Here is a 22248-nt window from a genome sequence, read left to right as displayed (position 1 = left end):
AGCAGGCAAAAACGTGTGGTTCGTCGAATCAGGCGGGGCTGACATTCGGGCTGTGATGCTCCGGATCATCGTCAGCATCGATGACGCACCAGCGTTCAACGATAACCGCACACACACACCAAATGATTCCCGCAACGGCGCTCAACCCAGAAATCACAGCATTGGCAACCATTGCTGGAGCCCCAATACGTGCCATCGAAATGAGCATGAGAGCGATAAGCGTACCCGTGACGATTGATGAAACATACGCGCTGGCGCGGGCTGCCACGGCGATACGCAACGCATTGAGCGCGTTCACCCAGGTTTTACGGTGAGCAAGATAGCGCTTCACATGAATACCCGACCAGATCAGCATGAGCGCAAGGAAAAGTTCAAGCACCATGATCATCGGAGTGACTTCAAGTGGAGTGCCACCCATGATGACAACACCCATTCCGATCACGCCCACCAAGAGCAACGCAATGATTGCGTACCCAATCAGACGAGGTAACGAAACGGGTTTCATTCACTCACCCTGATCTTTAGTCAGTGGAATGTGTCCAGTTGAAGAGGGACGAACCACAAGCTTGCGGATGATCGATGTCTTCGTTACTTCAGAGTCATCGATCGGACCGCGAAGCGCATCTGCCGGTAGCTGAGGATCAACGATTGAACGTCGCTGAACGGCCCCAGATGACGAAAGAGCATCGACGGGGCTTGGTTCGTCAACAATACGTACCTCACGATGAGCGAAATCCCAACTCGGAAGAGCACGTGACATCGGCCGAACCTCACCCTTGCGAGCGTTTTCAGGCACACGATCTTCGGTCGGGTTCAGTTCTTGGGCTTCGTCACGCGGGAACAGTGGGAACCACTTCAGTGAGCGTCCAAACCCCTGCAGACGATGGGAAGACGTCGACTTGGAAACAGGTTCTGACTCCCGGCCAGCCTCTTCACCCGCTGATGTTTCTTCGTCGTCATGAACGTCTGCATCAGCATCCGCAACAGATTCTTCCTGCGCATCCACGTTAGGAGGAATAGAAGCCTCGTCGCTCATCTCGACGGGCGATTCCGATTCTGTTTCGTTCCCTTCGACCAAGTTGTCCTGATCAAGCATCACCGGATTATCAACGTCCAGCTCAGGCACCTCGACGATATCGCCAGATTCTTCCTGGTACTGAGTGTCAGCTTCGTCCTGCTCAGCAACGGTTTCTAAGGCCTCGTCGGCACGGATCAGCGACCACTTGGCCCACAACGCGTTCCAGAGTTTGTCATCTGCTCCCTTATCCGGTTGCAGATTCACGCGAGAGATAGCCGGCATACGGTCAAGACGAGTCTCTTCACCTTCAAGAGTCGGAGGAGCAGCTAACGCGACTGACAGATCCGACAGATCCAAGTCATACAAGCTCGGAACACGTGGCGTCTGAGACTCAGCATCAACGCCAACAGCAGAGTCCTGCCGAAGCTCAGACTCCGATTCAGGCATCGCGTCAGCCGAACGTGTCTCTTCGAGATCCACAATCGAAGAGACACGAGCAGACGAAGTAGCATTCAGACACTCATCCGACTCAGCGATCACGGACGCTGGGTCCATCAGCCAATCTTCAACCGCGTCAATGATGCCATCTTTGTCCGAGGCATCGTTGAAAAGCTTTTCAACTTCCACCCCATCAAGCTGGGCCGAAGAATCAGCCATCAGCCAAGGAGCGAGAACAAAAGCACGAGAATGCGCGCGAATATGCGGAAGAACAAGCACGCCATCGTCGTATGAAATACCCGCGTAATCGACAATGTCAATGTCCAGCGTGCGCGCACCCCAGTGCTCGCTACGTTCGCGCCCAGCTGCGTCCTCAAGTTCGTGGGCAACGTCGAGGACCTCGCGCGGGGTCAAATCTGTATCAACCAGTACGACAGCATTCCAGTAGTCACTCTGCGGCTCCTGGTTCTCGTTCAAAACAGGAAGTGTGCGTAGGATCGGCGATACGTTCACAACGTCGAAACGCGCATCATCAATCAACGCTTCGATTGCCGAAGCGAAGGTTGACGGCACGTCACCAATATTTCCACCCAATGCCAAGACCACTCGGACGGGCGATGCCGGACAATCCTCACCCTGATCGGCTACCTCGTCTACCTCGGAATCAAGGGCAAGGACAGGAACCAAAGCCGAAGGTCGCGACGAAGAAGAATCCGTGTCCACGACAGACGCCGATTCGCTCAGGTTCGCGAGCCGATCATCATCGGCCATCTCACCGCCAGTAGCGACTGAGCCGGGGTGGCCGACCTCGTCGATAAAGGAACGATCCCGGGCAGAATCTAACACGCCAGCTGACGCGGACACATCAGGAGAGGAAGATGCAGATGACGGCACAGCAAGCGGAACCTGCCCGCGACGAACCGTCACCGACACATCCACAAATGGCTGTTCAAGCGGGGCCTGGGGCTTGTGAACCGTCACTTCAACGCCGAGGACGTGAGCCAAGCGCAAAAGACGCCTCGCAATCGCATTACCGAGGGTCTCGATCAGCTTCACGGAGGGACCTGAAACAATCGACGTGATTTCATCCGCGACCAGCGCATACGACACAGTGTCGGCGATATCATCTGACGATGAGGAAGCGGACGTATCCACCCACAGGGCACAGTCGACGATAAACGGCTGGGGCGCGTCATGCTCGAAGTCAAATACACCGTGAGCAGCCTCAACGTACAGACCACGCAAAGTGATGACGTCAAGCGGCGAGCTCATCGCGTTTCCTCATTTCCTTCACGCATCATGGCAACATTCAAGCCAACGTTGTGAACGCGAACCGCCCACACACTGTTACGCATGCACGTCACACTGATCCGACCAGTTTCTTCGTCCATGTCCCGCCCAGTCGCTTTGATGAAACGCTTACGGGACGCGCCGATAAGAATAGGGTAGCCCAGTGCGGTCAGTTCCCCTAGAGAACGCACAATCTGCCAGCATTGTTCGTTCGTCAGCGAGAATCCGAGACCGGGATCAATGACAATTGCATCGCCACTCACGCCGGCATCCAGAGCCAGATCAACCTGGTGCATCAGACGCTCCGACAGTGTTGCCATCAAGTCGGAGCCGTAGTCGAAGTGTTCACCAGGCATTCCGGGAAGCGCACGATAGTGCTGAAGAATGAAACCTGCCTTCGTATCCGCAACAACCGAGAGCATCTGCGGATCCCAGCCACCACCGGACACATCGTTAATGATCAGCGCCCCAGCTTCCATGGCACGCACCGCGCTCACAGCGTGCAACGTATCAACCGAGCAAACGATCCCATCTTCAGCCAGCGATGAAACGACGGGACCAATGCGTTTCCACTCTTCGTCCGTATCGATCCGCGTTGACCCGGGAGCGGTGGACTCGCCACCAATGTCGACCAGCGTAGCCCCTTCGGCGATCATCTGGTGCGCATGTTCGATCGCGGCATCCACGTGCGCCCATTTCCCGCCGTCTGAAAAAGAGTCGGGAGTGACGTTGAGGATGCCCATGACCAGCGTGTTTTCGCCCCCAAGCGTACGGCCATCAGGCAGAAGCGGACCGCGGAGGTTCACGAACGATCACCTCCAAGGACGAGAGCCATCATCTCAGCGCGTGTCGTTCCGTCATTCATGATTCCGCGCAGTGCACTGGTAACGGTGGAAGACCCGGGCTTCGTGATGCCGCGCATGGACATGCACATATGCTCTGCTTCGATAACGACGATGACTCCCTGGGGGCAAAGGACCTCGTCGATGGCGTCCGCGATCTGCGCGGTCAGGCGTTCTTGAACCTGAGGGCGACGCGCGTAGCCTTCGACGACACGTGCGAGCTTCGACAGGCCAGTGACCTTGCCACCGCACGGAATATAACCGACGTGTGCACGACCGTAGAAGGGGAGCAGGTGGTGTTCGCAGATAGAGTGGAAGGTGATGTCGCGGACTAGGACAAGTTCGTCCGTTCCCGCCTCAAACTGAGTACGCAGGTAGTCGCGCGGATCTTCTTCCAAGCCAGAGAGCATTTCACGCCATGCGCGCGCCATCCGTTCAGGAGTACCTGCCATACCTTCGCGCGTCGGGTCCTCGCCGATCGCAATCAGCAGGTCGCGCGACGCTTTTTCCACGCCGGCCGCGTCGTACGCCATCAGTTCTCCCCTGCTTGGCTTTCGTTCGTGGACGAGGCCGGGGCCTCTTCAACACGGTCAGCTTGCTGGGCCGGCGCAGTGGGAGTCTGAGCCGAGGGAATACCCACGGGGTTACCTAAGCGAGCACCTTCAATAGCGGCATCTGCACCGTAGTTCCAAACGGGGCGCTCATCCTGCTTAACGACATCCTTGAAGATTTCAGCAAGCTGAGCTTCATCCAGGGTCTCTTCGTCCAGTAGGCGCTGGGCAAGGGTGTCCAAGACATCGCGGTTCTTGGTCAGAATCTCCCATGCTTCGCGCATAGCGCCATCCAAGAGTAGGCGAACTTCATCGTCGATGATGCCAGCCATCTCGTTAGAGTAGGGGCGAGCTTCAGAGCCACCGCCGTGACCGAAAGCTTCGGTGTCGGTGGTGCCGAGCTTGACCAGACCCACGCGCTCAGACATACCGTAATCAGTGATCATAGCGCGTGCGGTCTTGGTGGCCTGCTGGATGTCGTTTGCCGGGCCCGTCGACGGATCGCGGAAGATGAGTTCTTCGGCTACGCGACCACCCATTGCGTACACCAGTTCATCGAGGAGCTGGTTGCGCGTGTGGTTGAAGCGGTCTTCGGTCGGCATGACCATGGTGTAGCCGAGCGCGCGGCCACGCGGCAGGATCGTCACTTTCGTGACTGGGTCGGTATAGCGCAACGCTGCGGCGCAGAGTGCGTGACCACCCTCGTGGTAGGCGGTAACAGCCTTGTCATGGTCATTCATCACGCGGGTGCGCTTCTGCGGGCCGGCAATCACGCGATCGATTGCTTCGTCAATCGCACGATTGTCGATCAGGTCCGCGTTCGAGCGCGCTGTCAGCAGGGCTGCTTCGTTCAGAACGTTGGCCAAGTCAGCGCCGGTGAAACCAGGGGTGCGCTTCGCGATCTGACGCAGATCAACGTCGTTGGTCATGGGCTTGCCACCGGCGTGGACCTTCAGGATGGCTTCGCGGCCCTTCAAGTCGGGAGCTTCAACAGCGATCTGACGGTCAAAACGACCCGGGCGAAGAAGAGCCGGATCCAGAATGTCAGGGCGGTTCGTTGCAGCGATCATGATGATGTTCGCACGCTCGTCGAAGCCGTCCATTTCAACCAGCAACTGGTTCAGAGTCTGTTCACGTTCGTCGTTGCCACCGCCAATGCCGGAGCCACGGTGGCGACCAACTGCGTCGATTTCGTCGACGAAGATGATCGCGGGAGCCGCCTTCTTGGCGCGCTCGAACAGGTCGCGAACACGAGATGCGCCGACGCCGACGTAGAGTTCCATGAACTCCGAACCGGAGATTGAGAAGAACGGGGCGTGCGCTTCACCTGCGACTGCCTTGGCCAGCAGGGTCTTGCCGGTTCCGGGAGGACCGTAGAGCAGAACACCACGCGGGATGCGTGCACCAACCTTGTGGAACTTGTCAGGCGAAGCCAAGAATTCACGGATTTCTTCGAGTTCTTCGACGGCCTCGTCTTCTCCGGCAACGTCAGCAAAAGAGATGTCGGGGCGTTCCTGGTTAAATTCCTTTGCCTTGGATTGGGCGAATCCGCCCATCATCCGCGAGCCGGACAATCTGGACATCAAGAACCAGAAGGCGAGCATCAGGATCAGGATGGGGATGACCATCTGTAGGACGGCAGAAATGGCTGACCCCTGGGGACGAATGGCGTTCCATCCCTTTACGGGGGCCTTTTCAGTGACCGTGGTAAGAATCTCTTCGGTCTGGGTGTACGAGTACGTGAAGTAGACGTTCTTACCCAGATTGCGAGTCCTATCCCCCAGGCCGGTGGCCTCGTGTGTGTAGTCCTGCGTCAGCGTCAGGTTGACCTGCTGGGTGCCCTCGTTCAGGACAACGCGTGACACGGTTTCACCCTTGAGGATTTCGAGGCCCTCGGACGTGTCAACTGCGCGCGGTTGGAAGTACTGCCAGAGGAACCATCCACCGATCATGAAAATCATGAAAGGGACGATGATTCCAGTCCAGCGAACTCGCTTCTTCTTTGCCTTTTCAGCCACAAGTTTCCTTTGAAGTAATGCGATAGATCAGTGTGAGTACACGAACGGCTTGAGCGTTCCAACGAACGGCAGATTCCTGTACTTTTCGGCGTAGTCGAGGCCGTATCCGACGACGAATTCATCAGGAATGTCGAAACCGACGTAGGAAACTTCCACGTCAACCTTCATTGCTTCCGGCTTGCGCAGGGCGGTGGCGATCTTCACACTCTTCGCGCCACGCGATTCAAGGTTGGTCTTCAACCACGCAAGGGTCAGGCCGGAGTCGATGATGTCTTCAACGATCAACACGTCGCGACCATTCACATCGTGGTCTAGGTCCTTCAGGATCCGGACAACACCCGACGACTTAGTACCACTGCCATACGAGGACACGGCCATCCAGTCCATTTCCAGCGGAGTGTGCAGTTTGCGTGACAGGTCAGCCATCACCATGACAGCGCCACGAAGGACACCAACCATGAGGATTTCTTTGCCTTGATAATCCGCGTCAATTTGCGCGGCCATTTCGCTCAGGCGCTGGTCAAGCTGCTCTGCCGTGACCAGAATTTCCTGCAGGTCGTCGCCCATATCCTGTGCGTCCACGTCATCTTCTTTCCGTGAATGCGCCCCCAATTCGAGAAGCGCCCTACCATCAAGATTGCCACATGTGCCCGCCTGACGCGATCCATCACGTTCTTTGTCACCTTAGGGCGAACGTGCCACTGAGGTTCGACGCTAGTGAGTGCGAAGCAATGGGACGAGGCTGGCCCCATTTTCTTTATCTTTTAGCCGAAAAATGGCCAGTGAGGGCACCTCAATTTCCTTCTGACCGTGCCAATTCACGACAAGGTTGTCGACGCGATCAATGTGGGTCATAGCGAGCTTTGATTCGTCAGCTCCACATTCGATAAGGAAGCGTCGAATGATGCGGGTTCTGACAGCTTGCGGAAGTGATTTCAAAGGTTCGACTGTAAGAGCCACCGTTTGAGTGTGCGCCGCGGGATACGTGTGGGTGGCCTCGTCGATGGGGGAAAGCGAAGCGGGGCGTTCTAGCGTCACTTTCACGCGCGCCCACTCTCTATCAGCCCATTGGTTCAGAGCATCATCGTCACGCGCCACAAGGGTCGCCGTGCGCGCTAGGGCAAGCGCAGGGTCACTACCGAGTGCCTCCCCCAGTAGCGGAATCGCACGGTGACGCAGAGCAGATCGGCGAAGAGGAGACCCGTCGGCGGCTTTCCAAGGACCATCGGGATAGTTCGTCGGATCATCAACAAAGCTAACTGCAAGCGCCTGACAGGTAGCGATCGTGTCGGCTCGACGCAGATGTAGCAGGGGACGAATCCACCTGATCCCCTCGCGGTCGGTCGCATCTTGACGCATCGCACGTAGCGAATGTGCTCCCGAGCCTCGTCCCAGGCGCAGGAGAACCGTTTCCGCCTGATCGTCCAACGTATGCCCCAGCAGAATCGGAGCATCGTAGGAACGCGCCACCCGCGCGAGCACCTCACGACGCGCCTCGCGCCCAGCACCTTCAGGACCTCCTTTATCCGCGAGCGCGACCCGCACAACGCGGGAGTCGGCTCCATAGGATCGGGCAAGGTCTCCGACGGTACGTGCCTCGTCAGCTGATTCCGCGCGAACTCCGTGGTCGACAGTCACAGTGACAATGTTGAGTCTCAAGCGGGAGGCACAATCTAGGGCACACAAGGTGAGCGCCAACGAATCGGCGCCACCGGACAAGCCGATGACAACAGCGGAGCCCGGCTGGAATTCCTTCAAACACGCCCAGACGGCACGCGATACTCTGCCGAGTCCGCCACCGGGGTTTGGGCCGATACGCGACGAAAGAGAGGGTGTTTCAGCCAACGCGCATAGTCCACACGTCAGGGTTTGCGCATTCGTGAGCCGAAGGAACGTTCGCTTCGTCTTCAACCAGTCGCGGCAAATGCCCACCGTGGATGATGAATCGAGCAAATTCTTCAATACCGTCACGGCTGGGATTGTCAGGCATATGAGTGTTCTGGTTCTCGTCGGTTGGCTCGCCAACTCCGACGTAGTCAATCAGGGAACGAACAGAGACACGAGGCCCGTGACTGCGCAACCACTCTACCGAGGACAGGTCCTTTGCCGTCAGAGTGTCCATACATGCGTCGACAAGAGCGTCAGCAAGCAGGAGTCGTTCAATGAAAACGTCCAGCCCACCATCCGGTTTCCAGAGGAAGGGAGCGGCGCTCAAGATGACGCCATAGAGACCCGCATGCATATTGACCCACTTACACCATTGGGACTGATCCAAGGAATAGCGGTAGGTGCGTTCCAAAACGTTGGGAGCCAGCAGAACACGCGAGCTGGTTGTCGGATCCCACAGGGCGGTCGCGTGCATTGTGAGCGTGCGGGTAATCCTTGCCCCAGTGACAACATCCATCAGAGATTCGTTGGGCATCGACGTGTCATAGATCCTGGCGACCATTGAGGCGAAGGTATGACGATCAACCACATAGGTCGGCTGATTGACTACACAATCAGCCGCTTCGTCTAGTCCGGTCAACTTGGCAAGCCTGCGATCTGCCCACCCGGTTGCTTTCTTCAGCATCGCAACACACGTATAGGCATTCGACGAGTGAGTCGCCGGGCCAGCATAGGACAAGGCATTCATCACGGACGCCATAGCGGACGCGCCAAAAGGTACCTGCATGCCCCCAAGTCTAAAAGGAAAGTGCTGTCCCGACCTTTTAGTCGGAGAAACGTGCACGGGCGAATAGAGGAAAGGTGGTGCGGGCACACGTCCGGCGTGTCTCAGAGCTACGGCATCACTCCTCAGGGCCACACGGCCTGGCGCGTCAGAGAGCTGCAAGTGCGCCGACGAACTTATCCAACGCGGGACGAGTGTTCGCAGCTGCATCGTCAGGAACGTTCTCCGTGCCGATCACGTAGACCAGCAGTCGCCCGCTGGAGGTCGACACGATGCCAGCGAGGGTCGAAGCCGTCGACAGTGAACCAGTCTTGGCCTGTGCGTTTGCCCAGGCGGCAGAGTTGGACATACGACGTGTCATCGTCCCGTCAAGGCCGGCCCACGGCAGTGAACGGACCAGGTCAGCCGTGCCACCCGACCCCATAACGGACGATTGGATGACATGTGCCAGCGTGTAGGGGGCTATTCTGTCGTTGCTCGACAGGCCCGAGCAGTCGTCTAGGCGCAGCCCGTCAATAGGATGCCCCGCGTTCGCGACAGTGGTGGCAAGAGTGGCGGCCGCTCCTTGGTACGAGGTCTCTTGTCCTGCGGCGGATGCACTCAATCGACAGTATTGGTCGGCAAGCGTGTTGTCAGAGTTGTGAAGCATCCATCTGACCTGTTCAGCGACCGTTGCTGAGTCGATTTCTGCGATCTTCTGCGCCCCTTCGGGGGCAGTGGCAACAGAGCCTAGGGTTGTCGCGATTCCGGCCGAATACAGGGCGTTCGCGAACACCTGCGCGACTTGCGCTTCGGGGTCAGCAAAGAAGGAGTAGGCGTCAGGCGCTGTCCTGCCAGCATCGATGGCCATCGCCCCAACATGTCCCTCGAATTCACCAGCACCCTGAGAAATCCAGTCTGAGAGATAGTCGGGGCCGACAAACGGATCGGCTTGCCAGTAGAGGGTGGTTGCGCTCACCCCAGCTTCGGCCAGCCCCTTCGCGGTTTCGTTTGCCAGATCGACGAGGCCGGCTCGCCCATTGACCTCACTGGCATTCGAGGGGCCGGCGCCAAGAAGTAGATCCCCATCGGAGGACAGGTAGATGTCTGAGCCTTGAAGCTGAACGCGCGTCTTCAACGTTGAGGAGGGATCAAGGGTGTTGAGTGCGGTAAATGCTGTCAGAACTTTTGTGATTGATGCGGGAGTGTGCCCTTGGTTTGCTCCAGCATCCAGCAGAACTGTGCCCGTTTGCGCGTCAAGGACGCTTCCCCATGTCGTGTAGTGGCCTTCGCTGCCTGCTCGGGTGACAGATGCCCAGGCGGCTGCGACAGTGTCAGGAGATACTTCAGCGCCTTGCGAGAGTGTTGCCGGCGAGAGGGATTGGGGTTGTTCAGCGGGAAATCCAGGAATCGGAGTCGCTTGCACATCTGACGACGTTTGCGCGGCCGACGAGGCACTATCACCAATATCGGCACTGTTGCACGCAGCAAGACCCGCAACTAGGCCTACAGCGCATACAATCACACCAACAGTCCTGTGACGCATGGATCTCCTCGAGGTTAAATACACTGGTTTCAACAGTAGCGTTTCGGGTAGCAGGCAGGCGGTCCGACACCCATAGGACCATCTCGATGATGAAGGAGCTCACCATGATGGAATTCGACGTGACCATCGAAATTCCCAAGGGGAATAGAAACAAGTACGAGATCGATCATGAGACCGGGCGTATCCGTCTGGATCGCATGCTCTTCACGTCGACGCGTTATCCGGATGATTACGGTTTTATCGATGACACCCTCGGCGAAGACGGCGACCCGCTTGATGCGCTGGTTCTGCTTGAAGAACCCACGTTCCCCGGTTGTGTGATTCGTTGCCGTGCTCTGGGTATGTTCCGTATGCGCGACGAAAAGGGCGGTGACGACAAGGTTCTGTGTGTCCCCGCATCTGACCAGCGCGCCTCATGGCGTACCGACATCGATGATGTGTCGGAGTTCCACCGCCTTGAAATCCAGCACTTCTTCGAGGTCTACAAGGATCTTGAGCCCGGCAAGAGCGTTGAAGGCGCTCACTGGGTAGGTCGTGAAGACGCCGAAGCTGAAATCCAGCGTTCCTATGATCGCCTCACGGCAGCAGAAGACCACTGACCTTCCCTGAACCTCAAGAGGGGCGGGAATCGAGTTGAACTCGATTCCCGCCCCTCTTTTTGGATGCTCTGAGCTTCCTTGCGATACCTCGATCAGAATGACTGGTATCAGAAGCGCACGACGTACGGCATGAGCTGATTCCAACCCCAGATTGAGGTGATACGGACACTACTACCCGGAGCCGGTGCTTCGATCATGCTACCGCCACCTAAGTAAATGGCAACATGATAAATTCCGGACTGCGAACCGTTGGTCGACCAGAACAGCAAATCACCGGGTTGAGCGTTATTGAAGGACACTTTGGTTCCGTAGTCGTACTGCGACTTGGAATAGTGAGGAAGATAAACACCTGCTGATGCCCACGCAATCTGAGTGAGACCCGAACAGTCAACACCACCTCGTGACGCCCCACCCCATACGTAGGGGACGCCCAGGTAGCTCTTCGCTGTTGCGATAGCAGTCGATGCACCACCGGAGCCGGGGTAGCTGACTGGCGGTTCGTATGACGGTTCCGGAGTCCACGACGATGAGCCTGACGCCGCCGCTTCAGCTTGGCGAGCTGCTTCACGTCGCGCAGCTTCCTCGGCCGCTGCACGCGCCGCAGCTTCGGCGGCGGCTGCGCGTTCTGCTTCAAGGGCCGCTTCGCGTTCTTGGATCAGTTCGACCGTGGTGTTCTGCTTGCGGGCGAGCTCAGCAAGGTAACCTTGGCGGGTTGCCTCAGTGGTTTCTTGAAGAGCGAGTGCCTTCTGGGCACTCGCCTGCGCAGCTTCAGTGCGTCGCTGTACTTCAGTCGTTGCTTCAGTTTGTGCAGCAACTGCTTCGTCGGCAGCTTTCTGCATGACGTTGGCGACCTGTTGAAGGGCAGCAACGCGTTGCATCTTTGCGTCAGCTGAAGCGGAGAAAGCTTCGATTGATGCCTGCTTGGTTTCAACAGTGCGCAGACCATCCGCGTTCACGTAGGGGGCAAGGGCATCCATTTCGGATCCGCCATCGCGGTACGCAGTCTGTGCGACTGAGGCAATTTCTTTCTTGCCCGCTTCGAAGTTCGCTTTTGCTTCATCAGCATCAGCTTGCGCTGAGCTGGCAGTGTTCTTGGCTTCTTCGAGAGCTATGTTGGCTGCGTTGAGATCTTCTGCTGCGACCTGGGCGGCCTGAAATGCTTGATCGGCTTCAGTCTTCACTGATGCAAGGCGAACTTCGATCTGAGCCACTGAAAGCTTGGCAGCTTCTTCTTCTGCCTGCGCGCGGGCGATGTCCGCTTCTGAGGGGGCAGCTTGCGCCATTTGTGGGGCGATCAGCGCCATGCTGGCAAGCAGAACCATTGCTCCTACACGGAAGCGGAGACGCTGCGAACGTCTTGACTGGTTGAACACTACTTCACCTGTCGTCGGGAACATATACGAGCATCGTCATCAGACAGTGCACCTGTGGTGAGAGTAGTCACTCTTAACAACAAAAGCAACACCTGCAACTATTTTCACATCTTTCCCATTTACAACATTGACAACATCAGCAACATATTTGGTCATCATCTCGCCCCCGCGTCATACAAGTCCTTGGACTGACGCACACCTTCCCGCCCACCAGGAAGTCCTGCCGGACTTAGGGGAACCTCGTAGGGTTGTCGTATGACTGACGAGGATCTCGAGACACGCACACTTCACCCCCTTGAAGCGACCGCGGACAGTGAGCACCTAGAGGGTCTCGTCGCTTCGGATGGGGAACCCACCTATGACGTGATGGCTCCCTGGGGTGAAGAAGGACCAGCTCCGGTTGGCCAGTGGCGCACCGACATCCTGGGGCCGGCTTATAAGTCACAGACGATCGAACTGATCGCAGATGCCGAGGGCGACAACGTGGCAACGCTGGTGAAGTATCTTCCCCACCGTGACCCAGATGTCAGCGAAAATGCGAAAGCATTCCCGAAGAGCGTCACCCTGTACCTACACGGGCGCAACGACTATTTCTTCCAGACTGAGCTGGCGCAGACGTTCGCCGAAGCAGGTTCCGCTTTCTATGCGCTTGACCTGCGCAAATACGGTCGTTCACTTCGCCCCTGGCAAACGATCGGCTACACGGACAACCTGAATGTCTACGACGAGGAGATTGGCGAAGCACTCGACATCATTGCCGAAGAGAATCCAAATCTGCCCCTGATCCTGTCGGGACATTCAACGGGTGGTTTGATCACAACGCTGTGGGCGCATCGCCACCCTGGCGCGTTCGACGCGTTAGTTTTGAATTCAGCGTGGTTAGAAATGCAAACGCTAGCAAATCTACGGACGACGGTTGCGCCTGTCCTAGAACGGATCGCGCAACGCAACCCTCGCTGGGAAGTTCCCGGTGGCGGTGGCCCCGGCTTCTACGGGCGTTCACTGACTCAAGGCTGGGCAACGTCCGGTCTGACTGTGCCACAAGCGTGCGCAGACAATCCCGACGATCCAGCGGTGAAGGGCTGGGAGTATGCGCTGGCCTGGAAGCGCCCGGAGTCGTATCCGATTCCCGTCGCATGGTTGGACGCAATCTTGGATGGCCACAACACGGTCGAAAACGACGTGCACCTGTCATGCCCGGTTCTGTCCATGATGTCGACCTCGTCGTACACGGGCGAAGAATGGTCAGAACGCATCTTTTCCTCTGACGTTGTCTTGGACGTCGAGGTGATTGCTGAACGCTCAATGAATCTTGCTGATTGCGTGACGATTGCTCGTTTCCCAGGCAAGCACGACCTATTCTTGTCCGACCCGGATGTGCGCGCGAATGTGCGTCAAACGATGAAACGTTGGATCGGAGCGTTCGTCACGCCCGTTGAGTAAACCAACCGGCAACTAGGCCGTGAGCGGTCAGATACGGGTCATCGCCCGTGTTTCCCCATGCCCGAAGAAGCGGGAACGATGCGGTATTCGCGGATCATTTCGCGATTGACCTCTATAAGGGCCTCGGCAAGTGTTGGTCCCGCAAGGTCAGCGATGTAGAGGTTATTCCAGGCGTCAGAAAAGTTGGGAAGAAGCTCTTCAAGCTCATCGACGTCGTTCCACTGTCCAAGCGCGCTTCGAATCATGCCATCGACACCAAGTTGAAGGTCGGACGGCACCTTGAACGTTGGAGGGGCAACAAGGGGAACTGCCTGGCCGATAATCGCTCCAAGAATAGGAAGAGTCGATGCGGTGGCATCTAGGATCGGCACTCCATCTTCACGAGCTTGGCGAATATCGTCGGGTTCAACGAAGCCACGTTCATCTTTAGTTGCCGGGGCATCCGTAACGATGGAGTCGAAACCATCCGCGTCGTCTGTTTCATTAAGGTTGGCGCGGACTCCCCCGGCAACAAGAGCAAGTGCATCGTTGACAAAGTCAGAGACACCAGCGTCGAGCGTCATTTCGATTTCTTCGGGTGCAGCAATGAATTCCGCGTCGTCTGCCGGTTGATCATTCTCAGGTGCCTGTTCCAATGCTGACGCATCATGGCCGGAGTCATCGAGGGAAGCCGTGATTTCACTGATGCCTTGGGAGCCTTGGGACAACAGGGCTGGCGAGTGCATGTACAGGCGCGAGCCAACGGGCACAACATCAAGGAAAACGCGTCCATTGGACATCACTCGAACCTGAACCTCGTGAACTTCCACGCCAGAATTCGCCAGAACGTCCAGAGCGGGGCGAACCTGCGGATCAATTTCGCCGGTAACAACGATCAAGCGCGGGCCCGCACCCGGCGACGGTGGCATAGCGTCACGGAACTGCATCCACCCATGACGGAACGCGTCAAGACCACCGTCGTATTCGCGCGCCAAGTCACTCCACGACAGGGCAGCAGTATCCGCCAAACGCGACAGAGAGCTAATGAGGGTGTCTGAATCAAGGTATGTAATCACTTCAACACTGACGACTTGCCCCGTCGCATCGAGGGCAGTCAAGCGTTGAGAATCTTCGTCTTCTTCGTAACCGCGAACAATATCCCGCCAAGTAATTGGGAAAAGCGGGCGGGAAACAATCTCCAAGACCTGCCCACACACAGCGTCGATAACGTCGCCAGTCAAACCAGAATCCAATGGGCGCCCAAATTGCGCAGGAACCAGACGACCGTTGTCGAACTCGAAAAGAGCCACTGGCGTTTCCTCCCTGGATTGACCGGACATATCGCCTTGCCGAGAAAGGCGACAGTGTCCCCCTATTGTTTCACATCTGGCAGGCGCATAACACTGCCCAAAAACTAGGGGCTCAATAAAAATTACGGCCTATGCTCCCCCTCAAATTCAGGGCCTCGTCACGGACTGTTCCACGTGGCGAACACACAGATTCACGCATTGGCGCCAAAAAGTATGCGACAAAGCAGTGAAAAGGCTAGCTCATGCGAAGATTCACCTATGAGCGTCACGTGGGATCCAGCCCCTACAACCGGGCATTCATCAACGCCGATCGATCCTGCCCCGAAAAATGGGACGGCAACACGGCAAGCTGCGGTAAGCCAGATCGATCCGGAGTTTCTGCGGGCTCTGACCGAAGCGGTCGACGGCGATATAGATACGTCGACGGGATCTCGCGCGCGCTTTTCCACGGATGCTGGCCTGTACCGCATTCCACCGTTGGCGATTGTGTTCCCGAAATCGATCGAGGATGTCGAGGCAACGCTTGCCGTGGCGCGCACCTTCGGCGTTCCGGTGACGACGCGCGGTGGTGGCACATCCTGCTCCGGCAACGCTGTTGGCCCAGGTCTCATTATCGAATTCACCCGCTATTTGAACCATGTGGTCAGCATTGATCCCAAGGCAAAGACCGCTGTCGTTGAGCCCGGATGCGTGCAGGCAACTTTGCAGGCCGCGGCGGCCCCTTTTGGGCTACGTTTCGGTCCTGATCCGTCCAGCCAGAATCGCGCGACGATCGCGGGCATGGTTGGCAATAACGCGTGCGGCCCACATGCGACCGCTTGGGGGCGTACGGCTGACAACATCGTGTCCCTCGAATGCATCGACGGGCTGGGACGTCGATTCACGGCAACCACCGAGCATGCCCCCGATATTCCCGAAGTTCCGGGTCTGACAGAGCTTGTAGATGCGAACCTGGCATTGATCCGCACTGAGCTTGGCACCTTCGGACGCCAAGTATCCGGCTATTCGCTGGAACATGCGACGCCGGAAGGTCACCGTAATCTTGCCGCGATGCTGGTGGGCACCGAAGGCACACTGGTCACGATCCTATCGGTCACGGTTCGCCTTGTTGACCTGCCAACGTCTCCCGTTTTGGTCGTCCTCGGCTATCCGAACATGATCGACGTTGCCGACGACGTGCCCGCACTTTTGGAGCATCATCCTCTGGCGGTTGAGGGTATGGATAAGCGCCTCGTCGATGTTGTTCGCCAGCACCGAGGCCCGGGCACTGTCCCCGAACTGCCACCGGGCGAAGCCTGGATGATGTGCGAGGTCGGCGGAAGCTCGCCAGAGGATTCTCTGGAACGCGCTCACGCTTTGGTCGCGAGCGCCACCACCGACTCGGTCGCGATTTACCCGCCGGGTGACGATGCGGGTCGCTTGTGGCGTATTCGCGCTGATGGTGCCGGTCTTGGTGGCCGTACGCCGTTTGATCCGGCGTCCGGCACAGGCAATGAGCAGGGGTGGCCAGGATTCGAAGATGCCGCGGTTCCGCCCGCGAAATTGGGCGCGTACCTGCGTGATTTCACTGCTCTGATGGATGAGTTTGACATTGACGGCCTGCTCTACGGTCACTTCGGTGACGGCTGCGTCCACGTTCGTCTTGATTACCCATTGGACACTGACGAGGGTGTCGCCCACACTCGTCGCTTCTTGGAGCGCGCGGCGACCCTGTGCGCGAAGCACGGTGGGTCTGTGTCGGGTGAGCACGGTGATGGTCGCGCTCGCACAGAGTTGTTGCGCTTCATGTATTCGCCGGCAATGCTGGACTTGTTTGCACAGGTGAAGGCTCTGTTTGATCCGCGCAACATGATGAATCCGGGTTTGTTGACTGCACCGATGAGCCCGACCACCGCAACCGAACGTCGCCATGCTTTAGGTGACGCCTATTCACTGAAGCCGGCCGCTGTTGCTGTCTCGGCTTCGCGCGTTGATCCGCAGCCGGGCGTTGATCTGGTGGATCATTTCCTTCGTCGTCCCGCGGCGCGTTCAATGCCCGCCGATGGTGGCTTCGCGTTCCGCGAGGATCACGGCGATTTCACGAACGCAATTCACCGTTGCACGGGCGTGGGCAAGTGTCGCGCGGGTATTTCGGGGACGTTCATGTGCCCGAGTTGGAAGGCGACGAAGGACGAGAAGGACGTGACTCGAGGCCGCGCCCGCACCCTGCAGGATGCGGCGAACGGCCAGTTGATTCAGGCGATCGATTCTGCGGAAGTCCTCGATGCCCTCGACCTTTGCCTGGCATGCAAGGCGTGCTCCTCGGACTGCCCGGCCGGGGTCGACATGGCGAAGTACCGTTCAGAGACGCTGTTCCGCCGTTACCGCGGGAAGGCTCGTCCGTTGTCGCATTACACGCTGGGCTGGTTGCCACGCTGGACGCGCCTGACGGCGTCGATCCCCGGTTTGGCAAAGGTCGGCAACGCTCTCCTCGGCGTGGATGTGCTACGCCGGCTGGCGTTCGGGCTGATCGGGTTGGATTCACGTCGTCCGATGCCACCTCTGCAGTCGGGCAGGTTCTCGCGCTGGGCACGTAAGCGTGGCACAACTTCGATGGTGTCGTCCGCTTTCTCCCCCCTTGACGAGGTCGCCTCCACGTCTGGCGACCAGCTGTCACAGGGCGGAGGCCGACCGGCCTCGTCAATGAGCAAAACCAGGAAATCGGCGACACCCATTTCCCCCACAGACCCGGATGGCCGTCGCTATGTGGTGGTGTGGGCGGATTCCTTCTCGCAGACACTGGACGACACGGGAGCACGCGCTTTGACCGAGCTACTGGAAACGAACGGCTTTGCCGTGATCGTCGCGCCGGATGTGTGCTGCGGGCTCACGTGGATCACGACGGGCCAGCTGAAGGGCGCAAAGAAGCATCTGGCGACTCTGCTGGACACGCTCGCGCCATTCGCGGCGAACGGCATCCCGATCGTGGGCGTGGAGCCGTCGTGTACTGCTGTTTTGCGTGATGACCTGCTGGATCTGCTAGCGGATGACCCGCGTTCGGCGATGGTCTCGAAGGATACTGTGACGCTTGCTGAGCTACTGGCGACCGTCCCGGATGAACAGTTGAACCTACCAGACCTGAGCGGTGTTGAAGTTGTGGCTCAGCCACACTGCCACCACTACTCGGTCATGGGGTGGGACGCGGATCGCGCGCTACTGGATCGTCTGGGTGCGACGGTTACTCAGCTATCGGGATGTTGCGGTTTGGCCGGCAACTTCGGCATGGAGAAGGGACACTACGAGGTCTCCGTCGCGGTCGCAGAGCAGTCGTTGCTACCTGCGCTCAGCGAGCACCCGGATGCCGTGTACCTGGCGGATGGATTCTCCTGCAGGACGCAGGCCGGCCAACTCGCCGAGCGCGGTGGCGTCCACCTCGCGACCCTCCTCGCGTGCGGCCCGAAGGCCGACTGAGCCCTCCCGGCGGAGACACCGACGCGCTCCCGGCCTCAGGCCGAGCTCTTGGAGGCGGAGGCGATACACAGAATCCACGTCGATCGAGACGAGCCTTCCGCGACTGTTCCTGGGGCACTTCGAAAGCAGCACGCAGGGGAGCGTACCATAACGTGAACGAGAACGCCTTCGGACGAATCGCGAGATCAGAGCGCGGATCCGCCCGTTCCTCGAGCCCCTTTCGGCACCCACCCCGCCCCCTCGGAGAAGGCGATCCCATCCCCGCGCGCGACGACGCTCTCCCAGCGGGTCGAGAGTCCCCTCGCCCTCCCCCAGACGTCCAAACGGGTACCGTCGACGCATTCCTCCCCGGCGACGAGGAGGGCCGTTGAAAGCGCCTCCGCCATGACTCCCGACGCGCAGATCACGCTCGCCTGGAGAACGCCCGATTCGCTCGGCCGTCCCGTCCTCGGATCGAAGGTCTCGTGGGCGAGCGCCTCCGGGAACGGGCGACCGGCGTCGAATGATGCGGGCGCGTAGTCGCCCGAGGTCGACAGAGCCGATGAGGAGGAGAGCTCGACGCTACCCGTCCACTCGTTCTCCGCCGCGCCCGGCTCCCGCAGGCCGACCGTCCACGGCCTCCCGTCCCACCGGCGTCCGAAAGCGGCGATGGACGATGTGCCCAGGGAGACGAGAACCCCCTCGGCGCCGGCCGCCACGACCGCGTCGCGCACCGCGTCGGCGGTCGCCCCTTTCGCGATGGCGCCGAGGTCGAGGGCCGGTCCCCTCGACGGGGAGGCTCCCCCGTTCACGGCCCGCGCGAGACGCCAGCGAGCGGCCTCGTCGCGTTCCAAGAGCGCCGGATCACACGAGCGGAGCGCCCCGTCGATCTCCTCCTGGGACGGGGCCTCGGGCACGCGCCCGCTCGCGAGGAAAGACCTTCGAGCGCCCTTGACATCCCACAGGCGCGCGAGTGCCCCCGCCAGCGGAGTGAAGGCCCCGCCGGTCACCTCCGACAGGGCCAGGGAATCGAGGAGCAGCGAATCCGTGCGCGGATCGACTTCGCACCACCCCTCGCCGGAGTTGATCCTCGAGACGTCCGAGTCTGGGCGGAAGACGGACCACAGCGCTTCGCGTTCGGCGACCAGTCGGCACACCCCGCGCGTGATGTGCGGAAGATCCCCGCCCGCACCGATGAGGTCAACGCGCGTGCCCATCGCCGGGAAGGAGACTCGCCAGGAACGCGCGCCCCCGCCCTCGCCGACCTCGAATTCGACGAGCGGACGCTCCCCCACCGCTAGCGGTCCGTCCCGCCGAGGTCCTTGTCGAGATCCGCGTCCCCGATGCGGGTCGACTCCTCCAGCCCCGGGATCTCCACGCCGTTCGCCCCAGAGTCGTCGACCCCCTGGGCCGCGGAGATCGCCCGGATCGCGGCCTGGATGAACTGGCGGTGCGCGACGGTCGCGCCCGACACGACATCGACCTTCGCGGGATCGTCCTTCTCGGTGAGCTCCTGCGAGTAGCGCGCAAAGGATTCGACGGCCCTCTGCGCCTTCTCGTAGTAGTCCTCGTTGAAGACCTCCCCGGAGGAGCTCTTCCCGTAGTCGACGTCCTTGTCCGTTCCGTTAGCCTGGAGGGTCTCGTAGCTCGTGCTCGTGATGTCGCCACCCTCGACCGTGATCGTGATGACCCCGATCGCCCCCTGATCGTCCGCGTTCGAACGGCCCTTCCACTCACCGTCCTTCATCGGCACGCTCATGTCGACGCCCGGCGAGGAAGCGCATGCGGCGAGCATCATCGCGCCGAGTCCCACGATCCCGGCCCTCAGGGCCCCGCGCTTCGCGTTCATCGCAGATCCACCTTGCTCTTCCCCGTTCCCGACTCGAGCCCCGCCTCGAGCGCGTCGTGATCGTGCCACGTCTCCTTGAAGATGCGCCCGTGATCGAGGGCGATCTCGCGCTGGCCTCGGCCGGCGACCAGGGCGTCGTGCGTGACGACCATGAGGGTCGTGCCCTCCTCGTGGAGTCGCCCGAACAGGTCGAGGACGATCCTCTCGTTCGTCTCATCGAGGTTGCCGGTCGGCTCATCGGCGAGGATGAGCTTCGGGTAGTTGATGAGCGCGCGCGCCACACACACCCTCTGCTGCTCGCCGCCGGAGAGCTGACGGGGCAGATGGGTGGCGCGATCGGCGAGGCCCACCCTGTCGAGGGCCTCCATCGCCTCCTTCTCGTCGGGCATCGAGTGGTAGTACTGGGCGACCATGATGTTCTCCAGCGCAGTGAGATGCCCGATGAGGTGGAACTGCTGGAATACAAGCCCGATCGTGGAGCGGCGGATCTCCGTGAGCTCGTCCCCCGTGAGATCCGAGATGTCCTGGCCGTCGAGGCGGACCCGTCCCTTGGACGCGGTGTCCATGCACCCGACGATGTTCATCAGGGTCGTCTTGCCCGATCCGGAGGGCCCGACGATGGAGACCCATTCCCCACGCCCGATGGTCAAGGAGACGTCGTCGAGCGCGTGGAGGTCGCCGTAGATCTTCGAGACCCCCTCCAGATCGAGAAGGGGCGTCGGCATCGTGTCTGTCATGATTCTTCCTTCATTCTCCACGTAGGACGAGGGCGGGGTCGACGGCGGCGGCTCGGCGCACCGGGGGCAGGCAGGCGAGGACGGCGACGGCCACGGATGCGAGGACCGTGATGAGAGCGATCAACGGCGGAAGGGAGATGCTCCGGTGGAACACGTTGTAGCTGATCCCCGAGGCGAGACCGTACCCGAGGACGACGCCGATCAGACCGCCGATCAGACCGAGGAGCACACCCTCGCCGATGAATTCGAGGGCGATGGAGCGCGAAGTCGCGCCCAGGGCCTTGCGCAGGCCGATCTCGTTGCGCCTTTCGGCGACGATGGCGACCATCGTCGTGGACACCCCGATCAGGGTGAGGACGAGGACGATGCCGGCGATGATGACAAGCAGGGAGCGCAGCATCGAGATGACGCCGGAGTCGGATTGCGCGAGGCGCTTGACGGCCTGCGCCGACACTCCGGGCACGGAGTCGTTGATGGCCGCGACGACGCCCTCCAGGACCGGGCCCTCGACAGCGATCGAGTACTCCGCGACCGTCGCGCGCGCCTCGACGCCGGTCAGGGCGGAGATCGCCTGCGAGGTCATGTACATGTAGGAGTCCTGCGTGCCCCCGGTCTTGAGGACCCCGGATACGGTGAAGTCGACGCTCGTCTTCGCCTCGGCCCCACCGGACTGGGCGCGCTCGTCCGCCTCCTCGAGGCGGACGACGGAGATCCTTTTCCCGACCGAAGCGCCGATCGTGTCCGCGATCTCCTCGCCGATCAGCACTTCGTCGGGTCCTTGCGGCCACTCCCCCTCGACGTACCAGTACGGGTTCATCGCGCGCACCGACTCCAGATCGGCTCCTGCGGCGACGTAGGGCCGATCGTTGACGCTGATCGCCTCGTAGTCGAAGGCCGCCGAGCCGACGAGGGCCCCCTTCGGCACGAGGGAGGGGATCGCCTCGAGGGACTCGGCGCTCATGGAGTCCTTCCCCGAAACGGGGGAGACAACGAGGTTCGCGCCGTAGGAGCGGACCTCGCGTGCGAGCTGAGCGGGGACCTCCAGGGCGATGGTCGCCAAGCCCGACAGGGTCGTGGCGCCGATGGCGACGGCCAGAACGGCGATGAGGACGCGGGAGCGCCTCCTCAGGATCGACGAGGAGACCATCCGCCAGAACATTGTGCGACGCTTCATCT

The 22248-nt window shown here is 59.8% G+C and carries 18 protein-coding genes; 3 read left to right on the top strand and 15 right to left on the bottom strand.

Going from position 1 to position 22248, the window contains the following annotated elements; all coding sequences use genetic code 11:
• Window positions 1–28 precede the first annotated feature (28 nt).
• The 9 genes from G5S47_RS00950 to G5S47_RS00910 form a co-directional block, all read right to left on the bottom strand.
• Entirely contained in the window at window positions 29–505 is a 477-nt protein-coding gene (locus G5S47_RS00950; protein WP_006680778.1) for a DUF3180 domain-containing protein, read from the bottom strand.
• A complete protein-coding gene (folK, locus tag G5S47_RS00945; RefSeq protein ID WP_219585623.1) occupies window positions 506–2728 on the bottom strand; it encodes a 2-amino-4-hydroxy-6-hydroxymethyldihydropteridine diphosphokinase in 2223 nt (740 codons plus the stop codon).
• Window positions 2725–3552 carry a dihydropteroate synthase gene (gene folP / locus G5S47_RS00940; RefSeq protein ID WP_006680776.1) on the bottom strand — a complete coding sequence of 276 codons (828 nt, stop codon included), beginning with the start codon at window positions 3550–3552 and terminating at the stop codon, window positions 2725–2727. Before folP ends, folK begins: the two co-directional genes overlap by 4 nt.
• The gene (gene folE, locus G5S47_RS00935; RefSeq protein WP_219585622.1) at window positions 3549–4121 is read right to left on the bottom strand and encodes a GTP cyclohydrolase I FolE; all 573 of its coding nucleotides are present in this window, start codon (window positions 4119–4121) and stop codon (window positions 3549–3551) included. The genes folP and folE overlap by 4 nt, the downstream gene beginning before the upstream one ends.
• Window positions 4121–6100 carry an ATP-dependent zinc metalloprotease FtsH gene (gene ftsH, locus G5S47_RS00930; RefSeq protein ID WP_103632698.1) on the bottom strand — a complete coding sequence of 660 codons (1980 nt, stop codon included), beginning with the start codon at window positions 6098–6100 and terminating at the stop codon, window positions 4121–4123. The genes folE and ftsH overlap by 1 nt, the downstream gene beginning before the upstream one ends.
• Before the next feature lie 84 nt (window positions 6101–6184).
• Window positions 6185–6739, bottom strand: coding sequence for a hypoxanthine phosphoribosyltransferase (gene hpt / locus G5S47_RS00925; protein WP_219585621.1), 555 nt, complete (start codon window positions 6737–6739; stop codon window positions 6185–6187).
• Window positions 6740–6871: 132 nt separating this feature from the next.
• A complete protein-coding gene (tilS, locus tag G5S47_RS00920) occupies window positions 6872–8002 on the bottom strand; it encodes a tRNA lysidine(34) synthetase TilS (protein WP_219585620.1) in 1131 nt (376 codons plus the stop codon).
• Window positions 7995–8831, bottom strand: a complete 837-nt coding sequence (locus G5S47_RS00915) for a hypothetical protein (RefSeq protein WP_181002143.1) — start codon at window positions 8829–8831, stop codon at window positions 7995–7997. Before G5S47_RS00915 ends, tilS begins: the two co-directional genes overlap by 8 nt.
• A 145-nt stretch (window positions 8832–8976) precedes the next feature.
• Window positions 8977–10353, bottom strand: a complete 1377-nt coding sequence (locus tag G5S47_RS00910; protein ID WP_103632665.1) for a D-alanyl-D-alanine carboxypeptidase/D-alanyl-D-alanine-endopeptidase — start codon at window positions 10351–10353, stop codon at window positions 8977–8979.
• Window positions 10354–10460: 107 nt separating this feature from the next.
• On the opposite strand from G5S47_RS00910, the gene G5S47_RS00905 reads away from it, so the two are divergent.
• Window positions 10461–10952 carry an inorganic diphosphatase gene (locus G5S47_RS00905; RefSeq protein ID WP_040318497.1) on the top strand — a complete coding sequence of 164 codons (492 nt, stop codon included), beginning with the start codon at window positions 10461–10463 and terminating at the stop codon, window positions 10950–10952.
• A 107-nt stretch (window positions 10953–11059) separates the two neighbouring features.
• Here G5S47_RS00905 and G5S47_RS00900 read toward each other — a convergent pair whose 3' ends face one another.
• Complete coding sequence (locus G5S47_RS00900; protein ID WP_285084210.1) at window positions 11060–12349, bottom strand: C40 family peptidase; 1290 nt, start codon at window positions 12347–12349, stop codon at window positions 11060–11062.
• Window positions 12350–12580: 231 nt separating this feature from the next.
• On the opposite strand from G5S47_RS00900, the gene G5S47_RS00895 reads away from it, so the two are divergent.
• Window positions 12581–13768 carry an alpha/beta fold hydrolase gene (locus tag G5S47_RS00895; protein ID WP_219585619.1) on the top strand — a complete coding sequence of 396 codons (1188 nt, stop codon included), beginning with the start codon at window positions 12581–12583 and terminating at the stop codon, window positions 13766–13768.
• 38 nt (window positions 13769–13806) lie between these two features.
• On the opposite strand, the gene G5S47_RS00890 is transcribed toward G5S47_RS00895, so the two are convergent.
• Complete coding sequence (locus G5S47_RS00890) at window positions 13807–15057, bottom strand: hypothetical protein (RefSeq protein WP_006680765.1); 1251 nt, start codon at window positions 15055–15057, stop codon at window positions 13807–13809.
• 258 nt (window positions 15058–15315) lie between these two features.
• Between G5S47_RS00890 and G5S47_RS00885 the strand changes: the two genes are divergently transcribed.
• The gene (locus G5S47_RS00885) at window positions 15316–18507 is read left to right on the top strand and encodes an FAD-binding and (Fe-S)-binding domain-containing protein (RefSeq protein ID WP_257878468.1); all 3192 of its coding nucleotides are present in this window, start codon (window positions 15316–15318) and stop codon (window positions 18505–18507) included.
• A gap of 185 nt (window positions 18508–18692) precedes the next feature.
• Here the strand turns inward: G5S47_RS00885 and G5S47_RS00880 are convergent, their stop codons facing one another.
• The 4 genes from G5S47_RS00880 to G5S47_RS00865 are packed head-to-tail and all read right to left on the bottom strand — an operon-like array spanning window position 18693 to window position 22246.
• Entirely contained in the window at window positions 18693–19781 is a 1089-nt protein-coding gene (locus G5S47_RS00880) for an FAD:protein FMN transferase (protein WP_006680762.1), read from the bottom strand.
• 2 nt (window positions 19782–19783) lie between these two features.
• On the bottom strand, window positions 19784–20335 hold the full coding sequence (locus tag G5S47_RS00875) for an FMN-binding protein (RefSeq protein ID WP_006680761.1): 552 nt from the start codon (window positions 20333–20335) through the stop codon (window positions 19784–19786).
• Complete coding sequence (locus G5S47_RS00870; protein ID WP_006680760.1) at window positions 20332–21072, bottom strand: ABC transporter ATP-binding protein; 741 nt, start codon at window positions 21070–21072, stop codon at window positions 20332–20334. The genes G5S47_RS00875 and G5S47_RS00870 overlap by 4 nt, the downstream gene beginning before the upstream one ends.
• A gap of 10 nt (window positions 21073–21082) precedes the next feature.
• Window positions 21083–22246, bottom strand: a complete 1164-nt coding sequence (locus G5S47_RS00865) for an ABC transporter permease (protein ID WP_006680759.1) — start codon at window positions 22244–22246, stop codon at window positions 21083–21085.
• Between the last annotated feature and the right edge of the window lie 2 nt (window positions 22247–22248).

Source organism: Schaalia turicensis (genome assembly GCF_019380255.1).
GTDB lineage: Bacteria > Actinomycetota > Actinomycetes > Actinomycetales > Actinomycetaceae > Pauljensenia > Pauljensenia turicensis_A.
The sequence above is the reverse complement of the archived record's forward strand: the minus strand, read 5'-3'. Positions and strand labels throughout refer to the sequence as shown.

Coding starts and splice junctions, on each gene's coding strand:
- G5S47_RS00905 (WP_040318497.1), top strand. CDS start 10,461: ATGGAATTCGACGTGACCATCGAAATTCCCAAGGGGAATAGAAACAAG.
- G5S47_RS00900 (WP_285084210.1), bottom strand. CDS start 12,349: ATGTTCCCGACGACAGGTGAAGTAGTGTTCAACCAGTCAAGACGTTCG.
- ftsH (WP_103632698.1), bottom strand. CDS start 6,100: ATGATTTTCATGATCGGTGGATGGTTCCTCTGGCAGTACTTCCAACCG.
- folE (WP_219585622.1), bottom strand. CDS start 4,121: ATGGCGTACGACGCGGCCGGCGTGGAAAAAGCGTCGCGCGACCTGCTG.
- G5S47_RS00875 (WP_006680761.1), bottom strand. CDS start 20,335: ATGAACGCGAAGCGCGGGGCCCTGAGGGCCGGGATCGTGGGACTCGGC.
- G5S47_RS00895 (WP_219585619.1), top strand. CDS start 12,581: ATGACTGACGAGGATCTCGAGACACGCACACTTCACCCCCTTGAAGCG.
- G5S47_RS00885 (WP_257878468.1), top strand. CDS start 15,316: ATGAGCGTCACGTGGGATCCAGCCCCTACAACCGGGCATTCATCAACG.
- G5S47_RS00915 (WP_181002143.1), bottom strand. CDS start 8,831: ATGCAGGTACCTTTTGGCGCGTCCGCTATGGCGTCCGTGATGAATGCC.
- G5S47_RS00910 (WP_103632665.1), bottom strand. CDS start 10,353: ATGCGTCACAGGACTGTTGGTGTGATTGTATGCGCTGTAGGCCTAGTT.
- G5S47_RS00865 (WP_006680759.1), bottom strand. CDS start 22,246: ATGAAGCGTCGCACAATGTTCTGGCGGATGGTCTCCTCGTCGATCCTG.
- G5S47_RS00950 (WP_006680778.1), bottom strand. CDS start 505: ATGAAACCCGTTTCGTTACCTCGTCTGATTGGGTACGCAATCATTGCG.
- G5S47_RS00870 (WP_006680760.1), bottom strand. CDS start 21,072: ATGACAGACACGATGCCGACGCCCCTTCTCGATCTGGAGGGGGTCTCG.
- folK (WP_219585623.1), bottom strand. CDS start 2,728: ATGAGCTCGCCGCTTGACGTCATCACTTTGCGTGGTCTGTACGTTGAG.